General features: G+C 65.2%; 14 protein-coding genes. 8 read left to right on the forward strand and 6 right to left on the reverse strand.

The genetic code is table 11. From position 1 onward, the window contains the following. Nucleotides 1-2 precede the first annotated feature (2 nt). The 3 genes from menE to AB5Y89_RS09740 all read left to right on the forward strand — a co-directional run bounded on the left by menE (nt 3) and on the right by AB5Y89_RS09740 (nt 5401). Nucleotides 3-1403, forward strand: coding sequence for an o-succinylbenzoate--CoA ligase (gene menE / locus AB5Y89_RS09730; RefSeq protein WP_041214368.1), 1401 nt, complete (start codon nt 3-5; stop codon nt 1401-1403). A 176-nt stretch (nt 1404-1579) separates the two neighbouring features. Then, nucleotides 1580-4327, forward strand: a complete 2748-nt coding sequence (locus AB5Y89_RS09735) for a collagenase (protein WP_368223641.1) — start codon at nt 1580-1582, stop codon at nt 4325-4327. Between the two features lie 156 nt (nt 4328-4483). Then, nucleotides 4484-5401, forward strand: coding sequence for a vancomycin high temperature exclusion protein (locus tag AB5Y89_RS09740; RefSeq protein ID WP_124244407.1), 918 nt, complete (start codon nt 4484-4486; stop codon nt 5399-5401). Between the two features lie 53 nt (nt 5402-5454). Here the strand turns inward: AB5Y89_RS09740 and AB5Y89_RS09745 are convergent, their stop codons facing one another. Together AB5Y89_RS09745 and AB5Y89_RS09750 are read right to left on the reverse strand one after the other, a co-directional pair. Then, on the reverse strand, nt 5455-6069 hold the full coding sequence (locus AB5Y89_RS09745) for a superoxide dismutase (protein ID WP_069785467.1): 615 nt from the start codon (nt 6067-6069) through the stop codon (nt 5455-5457). 23 nt (nt 6070-6092) lie between these two features. Further along, nucleotides 6093-6518: a hypothetical protein gene (locus AB5Y89_RS09750; protein WP_069785466.1), complete on the reverse strand. Its 426-nt coding sequence runs from the start codon at nt 6516-6518 to the stop codon at nt 6093-6095. Nucleotides 6519-6823: 305 nt separating this feature from the next. Between AB5Y89_RS09750 and AB5Y89_RS09755 the strand changes: the two genes are divergently transcribed. Together AB5Y89_RS09755 and AB5Y89_RS09760 are read left to right on the forward strand one after the other, a co-directional pair. Beyond that, nucleotides 6824-7735, forward strand: coding sequence for an esterase/lipase family protein (locus AB5Y89_RS09755; RefSeq protein ID WP_368223643.1), 912 nt, complete (start codon nt 6824-6826; stop codon nt 7733-7735). After that, nucleotides 7732-8472, forward strand: coding sequence for a lipase secretion chaperone (locus AB5Y89_RS09760; RefSeq protein WP_368223644.1), 741 nt, complete (start codon nt 7732-7734; stop codon nt 8470-8472). The genes AB5Y89_RS09755 and AB5Y89_RS09760 overlap by 4 nt, the downstream gene beginning before the upstream one ends. 54 nt (nt 8473-8526) lie before the next feature. On the opposite strand, the gene AB5Y89_RS09765 is transcribed toward AB5Y89_RS09760, so the two are convergent. From AB5Y89_RS09765 to sgrR, 3 genes are read right to left on the reverse strand one after another with little or no spacing between them, the layout of a single operon-like run. Further along, nucleotides 8527-9240 (reverse strand): hypothetical protein, encoded by a 714-nt coding sequence (locus AB5Y89_RS09765; RefSeq protein WP_045523067.1) that lies wholly within the window; start codon nt 9238-9240, stop codon nt 8527-8529. A 30-nt stretch (nt 9241-9270) separates the two neighbouring features. Then, nucleotides 9271-9666, reverse strand: coding sequence for a thioesterase family protein (locus AB5Y89_RS09770; RefSeq protein WP_010672731.1), 396 nt, complete (start codon nt 9664-9666; stop codon nt 9271-9273). Between the two features lie 35 nt (nt 9667-9701). Further along, complete coding sequence (sgrR, locus tag AB5Y89_RS09775) at nt 9702-11456, reverse strand: HTH-type transcriptional regulator SgrR (RefSeq protein WP_368223646.1); 1755 nt, start codon at nt 11454-11456, stop codon at nt 9702-9704. Between the two features lie 100 nt (nt 11457-11556). Between sgrR and AB5Y89_RS09780 the strand changes: the two genes are divergently transcribed. The 3 genes from AB5Y89_RS09780 (at nt 11557) to AB5Y89_RS09790 (ending at nt 13879) form a co-directional block, all read left to right on the forward strand. Then, nucleotides 11557-11733: a hypothetical protein gene (locus AB5Y89_RS09780; RefSeq protein ID WP_080769963.1), complete on the forward strand. Its 177-nt coding sequence runs from the start codon at nt 11557-11559 to the stop codon at nt 11731-11733. Between the two features lie 139 nt (nt 11734-11872). Beyond that, complete coding sequence (locus tag AB5Y89_RS09785; RefSeq protein WP_368223648.1) at nt 11873-13141, forward strand: O-acetylhomoserine aminocarboxypropyltransferase/cysteine synthase family protein; 1269 nt, start codon at nt 11873-11875, stop codon at nt 13139-13141. Nucleotides 13142-13249: 108 nt separating this feature from the next. After that, nucleotides 13250-13879 (forward strand): glutathione S-transferase family protein, encoded by a 630-nt coding sequence (locus AB5Y89_RS09790; RefSeq protein ID WP_368223650.1) that lies wholly within the window; start codon nt 13250-13252, stop codon nt 13877-13879. A gap of 205 nt (nt 13880-14084) precedes the next feature. Here AB5Y89_RS09790 and AB5Y89_RS09795 read toward each other — a convergent pair whose 3' ends face one another. Next, nucleotides 14085-15260, reverse strand: coding sequence for an iron-containing alcohol dehydrogenase (locus AB5Y89_RS09795; RefSeq protein ID WP_139737601.1), 1176 nt, complete (start codon nt 15258-15260; stop codon nt 14085-14087). Nucleotides 15261-15414: the final 154 nt, after the last annotated feature.

Below are 15414 nucleotides of genomic sequence, written 5' to 3' on the forward strand. Positions count from 1 at the left end.
CCATGGTGACCCGTCAGATCCCACGGCAGGAAACCTGCCCGGTACGACGCTGGGCGACACTGGCCCCTCATCGCATTGCCATCCACAGCGGGGAGCCTCTTAGCTACCAGCGCCTCGACCTGCGCCTCAACAACCTGTGCAATCAGCTCGCCCGGGCCGGGCTGGAACGGGGAGATCATCTCGCCGCCGTGGTGCGCGGCGCCCTGGAGGATGTGTTGCTGGCCTGGGCCTGCGTGCGCAGCGGCATCGTCTTCTGCCCCCTCAATCCCGCCTTTCCGGCAACCAGACACAGCGAACTGGCGAGCCAGCTCGAGGCCCGGGCATTCTGGTCGGCAGGCGAGATCCCGGCGGGCGACTGGCAAGCCCTCAGCCTCGACTTCACGGGCGAGCTGGCCGCAGATGGGGAGTCCCCGCTGGTACCCGACCAGCCGAACAACATGATCCTCACCTCGGGATCCAGCGGTACCCCCAAGGCGGTGGTACACCGCCTCGCCAACCACCTCGCCTCGGCCCGGGGTTCCGCCACCCTGATCCCCCTGGACGAAGCCTGCGGCTGGCTGCTCTCCCTGCCACTGTTTCACGTCGGCGGTTACGCCATCCTGTTCCGGGTCTTCCTGGCGGGAGCCGCCCTGGTGCTGGACGATCGCACCCGGCCCCTCAAGGCGCGGCTCGAGGATCAGCCCATCACCCACCTTTCGCTGGTGCCGACCCAGCTCTGGCGCCTGCTGGCACAGGGGTTCGACCCATCCCGCACCCGGGTGCGAGAGCTGCTGCTCGGGGGCGCCGCCATCCCGGCGCCCCTGGTCAACCGGCTGACCGCTCTGGGGCTGGAGCCCAAGGTGAGCTATGGCCTCTCCGAGATGGGCAGCCAGGTCTGCACCGGGCAACCCTGCGCCGCCGGCGTGGTGGGTCGCCCGCTGCCGGGGCGGGAGGTCTGCATCCGCCAGGGGGAGATCTGCGTGCGCGGTGAGACCCTGTTTGCCGGCTATTTCAGGGAGGGCGAGCTGGTGCGCCCCCTCGATGAAGAGGGCTGGTTCCACACCCGGGACAAGGGCCGCCTCACTCCGGGGGGCGATCTGGTGGTGGAGGGGCGGCTCGACAACCTCTTCATCTCGGGAGGGGAGAACATCCAGCCCGAGACCATAGAGCAGCGGCTGGTGGATCACCCCGCCGTGGCCCAGGCCCTGGTGGTGCCGGTGCCGAGCGACGAGTGGGGGCATAGGCCCGCCGCCTTCATCGACTGGCACGGCGAACCAGTCCCCCCTGCCGAGCTGGCCGCCTGGATCAGGCTGTCGTTACCCGGCTTCATGGTGCCGGACCAGTGGCATCCCTGGCCGGATCTCGGCGGCAATCTGAAACCCTCCCGCACCCTGCTCGCCCGCAGCTTGCGACAAGAGGAGTGACGCCTCCCCCATATGGGGCGGAGTCCTTGCTATCAACACGGCCCCCTTTGGGGCTGTTTTTATGTTGTTTGCTCCCGAATGCATCATTTCGCTGCGCCATCTGGCCAATTGATATTCCTTTGGAGCCCAATAACCTCTCTGGTCCCCACGCCTCTCCATCCACCAAAGGGATCATGATGAAGCACCTCTCTCCCCGGCTGCTGCTCCTGGCAGCCCCAGGCCTGCTCGCCACCTCGGCGCTGGCCAACTACTCCCCCTCCGACTGGCAACAGTATCAACTCAAAGGCGAAGCCAGCCGTCAGCTGGGGGATCGTCTCACCGAAGTGACCTTTGAACTGAGCGCCCACAGCGGCGACGCCTCTTATCAGCAGTTGAGGGTGTATCGCCGCTTCGACTGGCGCGATGCCAACCTGGCTGCGCTGGCAGAGCAGCAGTGCGGCGAGCCGCAACTCAAGATCGAGCAGGGCTGGCAGATCCGCTACCTCAGCTGTGAAGAGGTGGTACCGGCCGGCAAGGCCGTCCCGGCCAGCAGCTATGACTATGGCTACGGCATGAAGCAGGGCCGCTGGGAGCCGCTGGCGGGCACCCCGACCGCGCCGCGTCAGGATCGTCTGCCGCTGGCTGAGCGGGTCATCCTGGGTCACAGCGAGCAGGAGCTGGATCGCTGTGAGCTTAACGCCGAAGGTCGCTGCGCCGAGCAGGCATGGCAGTACCAGCCGCAAAACTGGCAGCAATTGAAGGTGCTGGAAGAGACCCCCAATGAACGGGATGGCCGCCTCGAGCAGATCTTCTTCCGCCTGCAGCCCATCGCGGGCAGCCAGGCCGCCAAGCAGGTGAGCGAGTTGCACGTCTGGCGCCAGTACACCTGGTTGCTGGACGAGATCAAGGCCCAGCAGGAGTGCGATGAACCCCAGACCCGTCAGGAAGGGGACAAGACCATCAGCTATCGGGTGTGCCGTCAGACCCTGCCCGCCGGCAGCGAAGTGCAGGTGGTCTTGAAGGACACCGGCTATCAATACCCGGTGGGGGGCAGCGAATGGCAGACCCTGCCGGAAACAACCGAGTGGCAGGAGAGCCGGGTGCTTAACCGCCCTATCGTGCTGGCCAGCAAGGAAGAGCAGCTCGATTGTCGCCGTGCCGACGGCCGCGCCTGCTCCGAGCCGGATCTGCCGGGCACCGAACTGCTGGATGCCGAAGCAGCCAAGATAGTACAGGATGCCAGTGGCCTGCCCGCCCCGGTCTGGCAGGAGAACTATGGTCACGATGACACCAAGCTGCTGGCCGTGTCGCGCGGCATCCAGCGCCTGCTGGCGGCCAATCAGCCGGCCCATCCGGCCATGAAGCTGCTGCTGGAATACGTGCGTGCCCACAACTACCACAACTACGGCAAGCACAAGGAAGACGGCCCGGCTGCCGCCGAGGCGCTGGCCGAGGCATTGACCGCGCTGGGCGCCCATCCGCTGCTCTTCCCGGAGCAGGCCAGCGACGAAGTAGGCGCCGTCATGGGTGCCTGGAGCATCGCCCTGCACGGTCAGTTCAAGAGCCCGGCAGTGCAGAGCCGCTTTGGCACCCTGCTCGGCGAGTTCAACCAGATGCTGGCCTACAGCACCCGCCATGCCAGCGAGATCAACGGTCAGCACGCCTGGGCAACCGGCCTGTTCGATCTGCTCAACTTCCTCGACTTCGCCAGCGACTACAGCGACCCCTTCGCCAACGACTTCCGCCAGCAGGATGGCGAGCTGCGCAAGCAGCTGCACGCCCTCGGCATGAGCGAACTCGCGTTGTGGCAAGGAAGGGATGGCGCCGATCTGTTCCTGCTCAACAACGTGCTGGATACCTACACCCGCCTCTACCGGGTCGCCCGCTATACCCGCCCGGACGAGCTCGATGGCTACCGCAAGCTGCTGGATGACTCCGTCATCGCACTGGTTCGCCACCACGACCTGATCCCTGGTGGTCAGCAGAGCCAGGATCTGCTGGAAGACATGTCGCTGACCCTCTCCACCTACTACCTGACCTACACGGACCGCACCAGCGAAGCCTGCATCAGCGGTGACTTCGCCGGGCTCTGCACCCCTGTCCGGGTGGAGGACGTGCTGCCGTTCGAGCACACCTGCTCACCGACCCTGCGCCTGCGGGCCCAGGATCTGACCATGGCTCAGGCCGAGGGGATCTGCCGTGAACTGGGTGCCGAAGAGCAGCAGTTCCATCAGCAGATGGAGACCGGCTGGCAGCCGGTGGCGGATGATAATAACGAGGCGCTGGAACTGGTGGTCTTCAACTCCTCCGCCGACTGGAAACGCTACGGCAGTGCTCTGTTTGGCGGCGTCTCCACCGACAACGGCGGCATCTACCTCGAAGGGGATCCGGCGCGCCCCGGCAACCAGGCCCGCTTCTTCGCCTACGAGGCGGAGTGGAAGCGTCCTGCGTTCCAGGTGTGGAACCTGCGCCACGAGTACGTGCACTACCTGGACGGCCGCTTCAACCAGTACGGCAGCTTCGGCCACTACCCGCTCAACCGCACCACCTGGTGGTCGGAAGGGCTGGCGGAATTCATCGCCCACGGCCAGTGCTTCACCCGTGGTCTGGACAACGTCGCCGGCCGCCCGGCCAACGATCGTCCGGCCCTGGCCGACATCCTGCACCTGGATTACGACAAGGGCGGCGAGATGGTCTACTCCTGGTCCTACACGGTACACCGCTTCCTAAACGAAACCGGTCGCAGCGCCAACTGGCTGGCCATGGCCCAGGCCCTGCGCAACCCGGATCAGCAGCAGGCCATGAGTGCCTTCGAAGCCGAGCTGGACCAGCTGATTGCCAATGACAGCGAGGCCTACCAGCAGTGGCTCGGCCGCGAGCTGCTGCCCTGGTGGGAAGCCAACAAGGACTCTGACGAGTGCAAGGCCAACGACTCCTCCCACTGAGGACGAGACGGGTATGACAAGGGGCGGCCATGGTCGCCCCTTGTTTATGGCGCCGTTTGATAAGCCCGGGATCGGGGCGCGCGCTGCGACAACCTCTGCCCGAGTGAGACCCTGCGCCGCCATCAAACCTGACGCGCCACAACAACTTGTAATAGAATGGCCCCCTGTCTTCTCTTACTTCAGACCCGAACCGCACCGCGCATGAAGAAGTTTGCCAAGATCCTGCTCGCCTGCCTCTGCCTGTTGCTGGCCTCCATCGCCGCCCTGCTTGGCTACAGCGAGTGGACCGTCTCGGACGCCCGTCACTACACCTATGACGACGTCAACGCGGTGCCCTATAACCGGGTCGCCCTGGTGCTCGGCACCTCCAAATACCTGATTGGCGGCAGCCCGAACCACTATTTCAAGTACCGGATCAAGGCCGCCGCCGAGCTCTACAACAACGGCAAGGTGGACTACATCCTGGTCTCCGGCGACAACGCCACCGTGCAGTACAACGAACCGCGCCAGATGCGGCGGGCCCTGATCCAGGCCGGCATTCCGGCCAGCGCCATCTACAGCGACTACGCAGGGTTTCGGACCCTGGATTCCATCGTGCGTGCCAAGGAGGTGTTCGGTCAGGCCCACTTCACCGTGGTCTCCCAGGCCTTTCACAACGAGCGCGCCATCTTCATCGCCCGCCATTTCGGCATCGAGGCGGTCGGCTTCAACGCCGTGGATCCCAGCGCCTATCAGGGCATCAAGACCCGGGTGCGCGAGGTGTTCGCCCGCCTGATGGGGCTGCTGGACCTCTACGTGCTGGACAAGGGGCCCAAGTTCCTCGGCGAGCCCATCGTCATCGGCGGCCCGGTCCCCTGCCAGGCGTTGAGCACCATAGGGGCGAGCCAGCCCTGCCTGCCCATTGCACCGCCCCCTCATCAGCCGAAGGCCAAGCAGGCAACGGCCGTGAGCGCTGCAACAACCACCAGTGCAGCGGCTGCAACCAGCGTTGCACCAGCCACCAGCGCAGCCGTGCCGAGCGAAGCAACACCCGTGGATAATCCGGCTGCCAGCAGCGCGCCGACCCCTCAATAGCAGAGACCCGCCAACAGGCGGGTCTCTTTCATTGGGCTCGGTATTTCCGGCGATCAGGCCAGCGCTGCCACATAACGCCGTGCCACCTCATCCCAGTCGATCACGTTGTAAAACGCGGCTATGTAGTCGGGACGCTTGTTCTGGTACTTGAGGTAGTAGGCATGCTCCCACACATCCAGCCCGAGTATCGGGGTGAGCCCCTCCATCAGGGGGCTGTCCTGGTTCGCGCTGCTCACCACCTGCAACTTGCCGCGCCCATCGACCACCAGCCAGGCCCAGCCGCTGCCAAAACGGCTCAGCGCCGCCTGAGTAAAGGCCTGCTTGAAGGCCTCCAGCCCACCCAGATCCCGCTCCATCGCCGCGGCCAGCTCGCCGTCCGGCTCGCCGCCGCCCTGTGGACTCATCACCTGCCAGAACAGGCTGTGGTTGGCGTGGCCGCCGCCGTGATTGCGCACCGCCCCCTGAACCTGGGCCGGCAGGCTGTCGATACGGGCAAGCAATGCCTCCAGCGGCAGGGCAGCCAGCTCCGGCAGATCGGCCAGGGCGGCATTGAGGTTGGTGACATAGGTCTGATGGTGACGGCTGTGATGGATCTCCATGGTCTTTGCATCGATATGGGGTTCCAGCGCGTCATAAGCGTAAGGAAGGGCTGGCAGGGTATGGCTCATGTTCATTGTCTCTCCTGTTGGGCTCAATGCAGTTGATGGGCAGAGCCGGCCTGACACAGACATTGACCCAGGCTGCGCTGGATGCCGTCGTGATGACCGTGTTTGCCCAGAAAGGTGAGCAGCTCGGTACGGGTGCTGCGGGCGTGGCGAACAGCCGCCTCCCGCAGGGCAGCGGAACTGGTGGGGGACTGGCTGGTGGCCAGCAGGCAATCATGGATGTGACACAGCAGGTCGGCGGCCCGATCCGGCAGGGTCATGGCCACCAGCAGATCCGCCAGGTTGTGATGGGCCACCACCAGGGCCGCCACCGCTTCGTCGGCATCGTGCCACTCGGCAAACTGCTGGCGGGCAAGCCACAGCGCCTGCTGATAGCAGTCGAGCGCCCTGGCGTACTCCCCCGCATCGAAATGGCGGTTGCCACTCAGGGTCTGCGCCTTCCAGTGCGCCATGCTGCTGTCCGCTCCGGTGGTACCGACCCACCCCTTCACCCAGGTTCCCGTCATGACTCGACCACTCAAATGATAATAATTATTATTTAACTTATTTAATGGGCAGACACAAGGAATAGTTGGTGCCGCCTTTTTTGCCCATATGGGTAGGGTTTTTCTGCAATCCCCGGTTTAGTGATCCCATCCACAGATACATTTGAGTTCAGCCACCATGCTGCCGGTACTGGCATGAGGCCGGTGGCTGCCCGGTGACGACCCCCGGTGACGACCAGAGTGCAGCCGGTTTTTTCACAAGGACGGTGAAGATGAAAAGATGGCTATTGATGCTGTTGTGCGCCCTGCCCATGCTGGGTCAGGGGGCCGGTTATACCCAGACCCGCTACCCCATAGTGCTGGTGCACGGTCTGTTCGGTTTCGACAAGCTGCTCGGGGTCGATTACTTCTACGGCATCCCCCAGGCCCTGACCCGGGATGGCGCCAAGGTTTACGTGGCCCAGGTCTCCGCCACCCAGAGCTCGGAGCTGCGCGGTGAACAGCTGCTCAAGCAGGTGCAGCAGGTGCTCGCCATCACGGGGGCGGAGAAGGTGAACCTCATCGGCCACTCTCACGGTGGCCCCACCATTCGCTACGTCGCTTCGGTCGCCCCCGAGCTGGTCGCTTCCGCCACCAGCGTGGGCGGGGTCAACCATGGCTCTGAGATTGCCGACCTGGTGCGGGCCAAGGTGACGCCGGGCTCGGCGGCCGAAGGTCTGGCGGTGGCCGCCGCCTCGGCCCTGTCCGGGGTCATCTCGCTGCTCTCCGGGGGCAGCCAGCTGCCGCAGGATCCCCTCGCCGCCCTCGACGCCCTCACCAGCACCGGCGCCCAGCACTTCAACCAGCGCTATCCGGAAGGGCTGCCGAGCCAGCATTGCGGCGAAGGGCCCATGCAGGCCGCCAACGGGGTCTACTACTTTTCCTGGAGCGGACGCGGCACCATGACCAACATCCTGGATCCGGTGGATCCGGCGCTGGCGCTGACCGGCAGCTTCTTCAAGGAGCCCAGTGACGGCCTGGTCGGGGTATGCAGCAGCCACCTCGGCAAGGTGATCGGTACCCACTACCGCATGAACCATCTGGACGAGGTGAACCAGTCGTTCGGCATTCGCCACCTGTTCGAGACCGACCCGGTCAACCTCTATCGCCAGCACGCCAACCGCCTGCAGAGGCTGGGACTATGAACAGGGCATGGCTGATGGCCGCTCCGCTGGCGGCGGCCCTGCTGCTGGGGGGCTGGAAGTATTGGCCCTCCGCTGACGCAACCGCCCCTTCGCCGCAACATGCCGGGCCCGCTTCCCCTCTGGTCAGGCAGGCCGCACCGCCGTCGGATAAGTCCTCGCTGCAGGCCCGCCATGAAGCCTTTCTCGGGGCTGAGGGCAGCCTGACGGTGCCGACGGATCCGGGCCTGGCCAGCTTGCAGAAGCTGTTCGACGAGCGCGAACAGTTGCGCAGGCAGCGCTTCACCCCGGCCGAGCAGGAGCAGCTGTTTGCCGAGGACAGGCTGATGGAGCAGTGGACCCTGCGCCGCAAGGCGCTGGCGGAGTCCAGCGATGCCGACAAGCCGCTGCTGGCGAGCGAGCTGGAGCTCTGGCTGGCGGAGCAGCCCCAGTGGTTTCGGGAGGCGGAGGCCAACAGCCGCCTGCTCGGCGATCTGCAGGCTCTGGAGCAACTCCCCGCAGCCGGGCGTGACGCAGCACTGCGCGAACAGTTGGGACCGGAGGCGGCAGACCGGTTGCTCCAGCTGGCAGAGAGCCAGCAGGGGTTCGAGCAGCAGCTGGCCGGCTATCTGGCAGAGATCAGGCCCCTGCCTGCCGAGGCCCGGGTCAGCCAGCAGCCGGAGATCCTGGCACGCTGGTTCGAGCCCGGTCAGTGGCGACGGGTGGAGGCCCTCACCCGGCTCACCCTGGGCGAGCAGTAACCGGCATGAAAAAGGGGCCCGCAAGTGGGCCCCCATTCTTTGACGCTGCCGCCCTTACTGCGGCTTGTTGGCACCCGGCAGCGGCTGCCAGGTGAGGCGAGTCACCCGGTTGCCCTGCACCTCGCAGGTGAGGCAGAGATCCTGCCACCCCTTATCCTGGCGCAGGGAAACCTCTCCCTTGATGCCCTCTGCACTCCTCTTGAGTTTGGCCGGCTCGAAGGTCACCTTGTCACCTCCGGCGAGCGCCATCAGCTTGCCATTGCAGAGCCACTGGGCGAGCTCCGCCCCCTTGAGCTTGACGCCCCCCTTGTCAGCCTTCTCCTCGGCGGTGCTCGGTGCAAACAACCCGCCCAGCTCGGCCGCCCGTCTGGTCAGCCAGGCTTCCCGCTGCTGCATGCTCATCTTGCTGACAAACTCCGCAGGCTGCCCCTTGTCGTCCAGCCATTGGGTCAGCTTGCCACTGTCATCGAAGGCGAACTGGGCGGCGGGCTCCTTCACCCCGAACAGCTTGCCGCCCTTGAAGTAGTAACGGCTCTCCCCTTCCTGTTTGCCCTGCTCGTTCAGGATGGGCACGGCGATGATGACGGGCGTGCCGTCGACCCAGGCCTTGATGTCAACGCCATCGTGGCTGAACAAGCGGGTATCGAGGGCGCTGTCGGCCCCCTTCTCCATCAGGGTGAACTGCTCGGCCAGGGAGGCGGCGAATGAAGGCAGGGAGCAGAGTCCCAGTCCCAAGCCGAGGCTCAGGGCGATCGCGGTTGTGCGCATAAGTGTCCTGTGGTGGGCCAGAAGGCCGGATTAACTCTCTACCAGCCAGACCCTCAGTCCCTCCCGGTGAGCCTCGCTCAAAGGGATGGACTGCCGGGTCCGGTAGTCAAAATGGATCAGGGTCGTCTCGGCGGTCACCGCCAGCTCGCCGCCCTGCCAGGCTTCCTGCCAGAGCGTGAAGGAGCTGGTACCGATACGCCGCACGCCGGTCTTGATCGACACCATCTGGCCATAGAACAGCTCCCGTTTGAATTGCACCGTGTAGCCCGCGATGATCAGATGCCAGTCATGCACATCCAGCTCGGGCGAGAAGAGGCGAAACAGGGGATCACGGGCCGATTCAAACCAGACCGCCGGCACCGTGTTGTTGATGTGGCCGAGGGCGTCCGTCTCTTGAAAACGGGGTTGGATCTGCATTTCCAGCATGGATGTCGACTCCTTGTCGTAGGACCGCGCACAGGCTAGCGCGCCAACCCGTCCGACTCAAGCGTCCCTGCCTGGGGGTGAGAGCCACCGCCGGTTTCCGGCTCCTGCGCCACCTGCTCGGGCTTTAACCAGGCGCTGCGAAAATCGAACCAGCCGAGGGCCGTCATGCGCACGCCGTGCACGCCGACCCGGCTCTCCAGCTCCAGCCAGTGGTGAAACAGCGGCACGAACCAGCTCTGGCGCTGCACCTCGGCCAGCAGGGCGCGGGGGCCGGGCTCTTCACCATGGGCGCGCCACTGCGTCAATCCCTGCCACAGGGCCTGCTGGCCGCCCCACACCCGGCGCAGCAAGGGGGTACCCTGAAGCCAGGCGTAAGGGGCGAAGGCGTGTTCATGCTCCAGGTTGAGGGTGCCGAACCAGAGATCCACATCTTCATCCTCCCCGCTCACCCAGCGCCCGTAGTCCAGGGTACGCACCTCGAGCTGGATCCCCTGCTCTGCCAGCAGGCTGCTCATGGCGCTGGCGCACTCGTTGAACTCCAGATGCTGGTTGAAGCAGGCCAGTACCAGCCGAGCTGGCAGGCTGACCGGGCCGGGCTCGGGAAGAGGCAGGCTCTCGCGCCAGTGGGGCAGGAGGCCCAATGCGCTGGTCCAGCCCCGCTGCAGCTCGGGGGCCACCCGGGCCATCAGGGCGATGGGGTTGAGCAGCCGGGTCAGCCACTGGCGCAGGGCCGGGTCCTGCAGGGGGGCCGATCTGTCGTCCTGCAGCAGGAAGTAGCAACCGGATTCCAGTTCTGACTCCCCGCGCATGGAGCCAAGCTCCGGGGTGTCGCTGCCCAGCCTGACGTGGCTCTCCAGTCGTTCCGCCAGCTCCGGCAGCATCCAGATGTCGATCTCGTCGAGCAGGGCCCGCAGCCCGAAGTAGTCGTCGAATGCTTCGAGGCACAGGTGCAGGGGATCATTGGCGCTCACCCGATAGGGGCCGGTGCCCACCGGCTGCAGGGCGAAATTCGCCTCCCCCTTGAGCTCCCGCGGTAGGATGGCCGCCACCGGCTCGGCCAGCAGGTGCGGCAGCAGAGGGTCCGGGCTGTCGAGATGGATGTCCAGGGTACGCGGCCAGCGGCTCTCCAGCCGTGCCAGATGAGCGAAAAGCGGGCGATCCCGCAAGGCCTGCAGGCTCTCCATCACATCCTCCACCACCAGTTCGCGGCCATGGTGAAAGCGCACCACGGGGCGCAGATAGAAGCGCCAGTGACAGGGGGCCAGACACTCCCAGTGATGGGCGAGATCCCCCTCGATTTCCCCATTTTCCTCGTTTCGCCGGGTCAGACCGTTGAAGATCTGGCGGCTCAGGTGAATTTCGGAGCGGCGCAAGGGCGCGGTGGGCAACAGACCGGGCAGGGGCCGGTAGTAGGGCACCCGCAGGATCTGGCGCCCCTCCCGGGTGGCCTGGCCGAGCTGCTCGATAAGCAGCGGGGTGAGCAGATCCAGGCGATCTTCGGCCAGCCGCACCGCCTGCGCCAGCTGGCCCTGACTCAGCAGATCCCGCAATCGGCGCCGGGTCAGGCTCTCCTGGTTGTCGAGCAGGGTGAGGCGGGAGCGCCGCCCCCGCCCTGCCTCTGCCGTCCAGCAAAGCCAGCCCTGCCCTTCCATGCGGCGCAGCAGCAGGCGTGCATTGCGCGTGGTGCAGCAGAGCAGATCCGCCACCTCGGCGAGGCTGATTTCCCGCTCGTCGCAGCCAAGCTGCTGGGTGAGCCGTTGAAATTGCTGATAAAGGCGGGTGGTAGGCATAAAAGAGGAAATCCTGTCTCTGAAAGTCATCAGTTTTTACTTCCGCATTTTAGCTCAATACTGCTGGCGAACGTGAGAACCACTGCACAGGAGCACCATCATGAGCCATGCCAACCCCCTCAAACCGAACCGGATCCAGCAAACCCTTCGTCGCTACTTCCTGAGGATCCTGCCCCGCCCTCTGACGCTGGTCGAAGATCCCATGGCGCAGCTCAACCGCCTGATGCAGTGGGACATGCACCAGATAGACGACAGGGAGTATCGCCGCCGTCTCTGAGGTCGCCGTCACAGACGCCATCCGGTCACCGCCATCCCCCGGCATTGCTTTGCCGGAATGGGTGGTTTACATCGGCGCTGGGCCTGATAGATTGGACGTCTATCCATCCATAATGGTGACATCCAACAAGGAGTGTGTGATGAAAGATGCGACCCTGGCCCTGCACCACGGCTTTTCCAGCGATCCCGCCACCAAGGCGGTGGCCGTGCCCATCTACCAGACGGTGGCCTACGAGTTCGAGAGCGCCCAGCACGGGGCGGACTTGTTCAATCTGGCGGTGCCGGGCAACATCTACACCCGCATCATGAACCCCACCAACGATGTGCTGGAGCAACGGATGGCCGCGCTGGAAGGGGGCATCGCCGGCCTGGTGGTCTCGGCGGGTTCCGCCGCCATCACCTACGCCATCCAGGCGCTGGCCGCCGCCGGTGACAACATCGTCTCCACCCCCCAACTCTATGGCGGCACCTACACCCTGTTCGCCCACATGCTGCCAAGTTTCGGGGTCGAGGTGCGCTTCGCCAAGGATGACAGTGCCGAGGCCATCGCCGCCCTCATCGATGACAAAACCAAGGCGGTTTACTGCGAGAGCATCGGCAACCCGGCCGGCAACATCGTCGATCTGGCGGCCTTCGCCAAGGTGGCCCACGCCCGTGGCGTACCGCTCATCGTCGACAACACGGTCGCCACTCCGGTCTTGTGCAAACCCATCGAACACGGCGCCGACATCGTGGTGCACAGCCTGACCAAATATGTCGGCGGCCACGGCAACTCCCTGGGGGGCGTCATCGTCGACTCGGGCAAGTTCCCCTGGGCGGATCACGCCGAGCGCTTCCCCCAACTGACCCAACCCGAGCCTTCTTATCACGGGGTGGTCTACACCGAGGCCTTCGGCCCGGCGGCCTTCATCGGCCGGGTGCGCACCGTGCCGCTGCGCAATACCGGGGCGGCGCTGGCGCCGATGAACGCCTTCCTGCTGCTGCAAGGGCTGGAAACCCTGAGCCTGCGCATGGAGCGCCACGTGGACAACGCTCTGCGGGTGGCCCACCACCTCAAGCACCACCCCAAGGTGGCCTGGGTCAGCTACGCCGGTCTGCCGGGTCACCCCCACTACCCGCTGGCGGAGAAGTACATGGCCGGTCGCCCCTCGGCCATCCTCTCCTTCGGCCTGAAGGACGGCTACGAGGCGGGTGTGCGCTTCTACGATGCCCTCAAGATCTTCAAGCGGCTGGTCAACATCGGCGACGCCAAGTCCCTGGCCTGCCACCCCGCCTCCACCACCCATCGCCAGTTGAGCGAAGAGGAGCAGGCCAAGGCTGGAGTGAAACCTGAGATGATCCGGCTGTCAGTGGGAATCGAAGCCATCGAGGACATACTGGCGGATCTGGATCAGGCGCTGGAGGCCTGAGTCAATAGACGAAGGAGCGGGCACCACGCCCGCTCTTTTTCATCCATCAGTGAACCTGCTGCCGGGGCGCTGCGTATCACCGCCTTCCGTCACTGCGTCGAGGTTTCCATGATAGTCCTGCACCACCTGAACAAATCCCGCTCCCAGCGCATCATCTGGCTGCTTGAAGAGCTGGGCCTGCCCTATGAGATCAAGGCCTACCAGCGCGATGCCGCCACCTTTCTGGCGCCGCCCGAGCTCAAGGCCATCCACCCCCTCGGCAAGTCGCCGGTCATCGAGTTCGACGGCCGGGTGCTGGCAGAATCCGGTGCCATCACCGAGTACCTGATCGCCCGCCACGCCCCACAACGGCTGGCACCGGCTCAAGATAGCCCCGACTATGCCGAATACCTGCAGTGGCTCCACTTCGCCGAGAGCTCCGGCATTCTGCCGCTGCTGCTCGATATGTTCGTGCGCAAGGATGGCAGCCCGATGCGCTTCCTGCCGGACTACGCCAAAGCCGAGTGCGCCAAGGTGCTGGGTTATCTCGATGAGGTGCTGGCAAACCGCCGTTACCTGGTGGCCGATCGCCTCACCGGCGCCGACATCCTGAACTCCTTCCTGGTGGATCTGCTGGCCCAGAGCGGCCAGCTGGCCCAGTTCCCGCATCTGCAGGCCTACTGGCAGCGACTCAACACTCACCCGGCCCGCCAGAAGGCGGCAGCCCTGGAGCGCGAGCTGGACCGCAGCGCCGAATAAACGGCGGTGCCCCGGTGACACCCTGCAAAACGCCCCGATGATCGGGGCGTTCTCTTTTCCGGCCGTCAGCCAGATGATCAGAGTGCGTGAGAGAGGATCCTGGCCGCACTTATTGTCCAGATCGCCCCTTGGCCAAGGGCCTCAGGCCTAGAGGGCGTGAGAAAGGATCCGCGCCACTCTGATTGCGAGACGCGAGTCCCCTGACTTAAAGCGCGTGGGAAAGGATCCTGGCTACCTTGTCGGGATCAATGTCCTGCTGCTCCCCGAGGGCGGTCAGCCCGAAACGCTTGAGGTTGGAGCAGATACCGGGGATGCAGCCCTCGTTCAGCCCGTAGTCGGCAAGCCGGGTACCCACCCCCATCTGCTGGAAGAACTGCTCGGTGCGGATGATGGCCTCCTCGATCCGCAGTGCCTTGTCCTCGCGGCTGGAGTGCCATACTCGCTCGGCGAACTGGGCCAGCTTCTCCTGCTTCTGGGCCGATTGCTCGCGCAGCAGGGAGGGCAACACCACTGCCAGGCTCTGGGCATGATCCAGCCCGTGCAGGGCGGTGAGCTGGTGACCGATGGCGTGGGTGGACCAGTCCTGGGGCACGCCACGACCGATGAGGCCGTTGAGCGCCAGGCTGGCCGCCCACATCAGGTTGGCACGCACCTGGTAGTTGGTGGGCTCCGCCAGCGCCCGCGGGCCGTTGTCCACCAGCACCTGCAACAGCCCTTCCGCCAGCCGGTCCTGTACCTCTCCCCCCACCGGGAAGGTGAGGTACTGCTCGAGGATGTGGACGAAAGCATCCACCACGCCATTGCCCACCTGGCGCGGCGGAAGGCTGTAGGTGGTGGCGGGATCCAGCACCGCAAACACCGGTTGCACCAGCGGATTGTAGAAGGAGAGCTTGGCCTCCCCCCGGCTCACCACGGCGGCGGGGTTGCTCTCCGAACCGGTGGCCGGCAGGGTCAGCACACAACCTAGCGGCAGCGCCCCCTTGATGGGGGCCTTGTCCCGCAGGATCTCCCAGGGATCGTCCCCCTCGAAGCAGGCAGCGGCGGCCACGAACTTGGTGCCATCCACCACGGAACCGCCACCCACCGCCAGCAGGAAGTCGATGCGCTCGCGCTTGACCAGAGCCACCGCCTCCATCAGCTGATCGTACTGGGGGTTGGCGCCGATGCCGGGAAACTCCAGCCACTCCCGGCCCGCCAGCGCCTGGGTCAACTGCTCATAGACCCCGTTCTGCTTGATGCTGCCACCCCCGTAGAGCACCAGCAGACGGCTGCCGGCCGGGATCAGCTCGGGCAGCCTGGCGATCTGGCCTTCACCAAAGCAGATGCGGGTGGGATTGGCATATTGGAAGTTGTACACGGCAGAGCCCTCGGTTGATTGCATGCCGGGGAATTGTGCGCCTGCCGTGCCATCAGGTCAAAAACGGGAGCCTGTCGTCAAAAATACGATGCCAGCCTGCCGATGCCGGGCGCTCCTGCCCGGCTTTGCTATGTTGATAGCGGGCAGACGAGTTCGTCGCCCCCTCAAACCCCTCCCG

The sequence above is a fragment of the Aeromonas sp. s4 genome (genome assembly GCF_040907855.1).
Taxonomy (GTDB): domain Bacteria; phylum Pseudomonadota; class Gammaproteobacteria; order Enterobacterales; family Aeromonadaceae; genus Aeromonas; species Aeromonas caviae.

Excerpts from the sequence above, each read along its gene's own strand:
- AB5Y89_RS09785 (WP_368223648.1), top strand. The coding sequence starts at position 11,873 with ATGAAAGATGCGACCCTGGCCCTGCACCACGGCTTTTCCAGCGATCCC.
- AB5Y89_RS09790 (WP_368223650.1), top strand. The coding sequence starts at position 13,250 with ATGATAGTCCTGCACCACCTGAACAAATCCCGCTCCCAGCGCATCATC.
- AB5Y89_RS09755 (WP_368223643.1), top strand. The coding sequence starts at position 6,824 with ATGAAAAGATGGCTATTGATGCTGTTGTGCGCCCTGCCCATGCTGGGT.
- AB5Y89_RS09750 (WP_069785466.1), bottom strand. The coding sequence starts at position 6,518 with ATGGCGCACTGGAAGGCGCAGACCCTGAGTGGCAACCGCCATTTCGAT.
- AB5Y89_RS09780 (WP_080769963.1), top strand. The coding sequence starts at position 11,557 with ATGAGCCATGCCAACCCCCTCAAACCGAACCGGATCCAGCAAACCCTT.
- AB5Y89_RS09745 (WP_069785467.1), bottom strand. The coding sequence starts at position 6,069 with ATGAGCCATACCCTGCCAGCCCTTCCTTACGCTTATGACGCGCTGGAA.
- AB5Y89_RS09735 (WP_368223641.1), top strand. The coding sequence starts at position 1,580 with ATGAAGCACCTCTCTCCCCGGCTGCTGCTCCTGGCAGCCCCAGGCCTG.
- sgrR (WP_368223646.1), bottom strand. The coding sequence starts at position 11,456 with ATGCCTACCACCCGCCTTTATCAGCAATTTCAACGGCTCACCCAGCAG.
- AB5Y89_RS09770 (WP_010672731.1), bottom strand. The coding sequence starts at position 9,666 with ATGCTGGAAATGCAGATCCAACCCCGTTTTCAAGAGACGGACGCCCTC.
- AB5Y89_RS09760 (WP_368223644.1), top strand. The coding sequence starts at position 7,732 with ATGAACAGGGCATGGCTGATGGCCGCTCCGCTGGCGGCGGCCCTGCTG.
- menE (WP_041214368.1), top strand. The coding sequence starts at position 3 with ATGGTGACCCGTCAGATCCCACGGCAGGAAACCTGCCCGGTACGACGC.
- AB5Y89_RS09740 (WP_124244407.1), top strand. The coding sequence starts at position 4,484 with ATGGCCCCCTGTCTTCTCTTACTTCAGACCCGAACCGCACCGCGCATG.
- AB5Y89_RS09795 (WP_139737601.1), bottom strand. The coding sequence starts at position 15,260 with ATGCAATCAACCGAGGGCTCTGCCGTGTACAACTTCCAATATGCCAAT.
- AB5Y89_RS09765 (WP_045523067.1), bottom strand. The coding sequence starts at position 9,240 with ATGCGCACAACCGCGATCGCCCTGAGCCTCGGCTTGGGACTGGGACTC.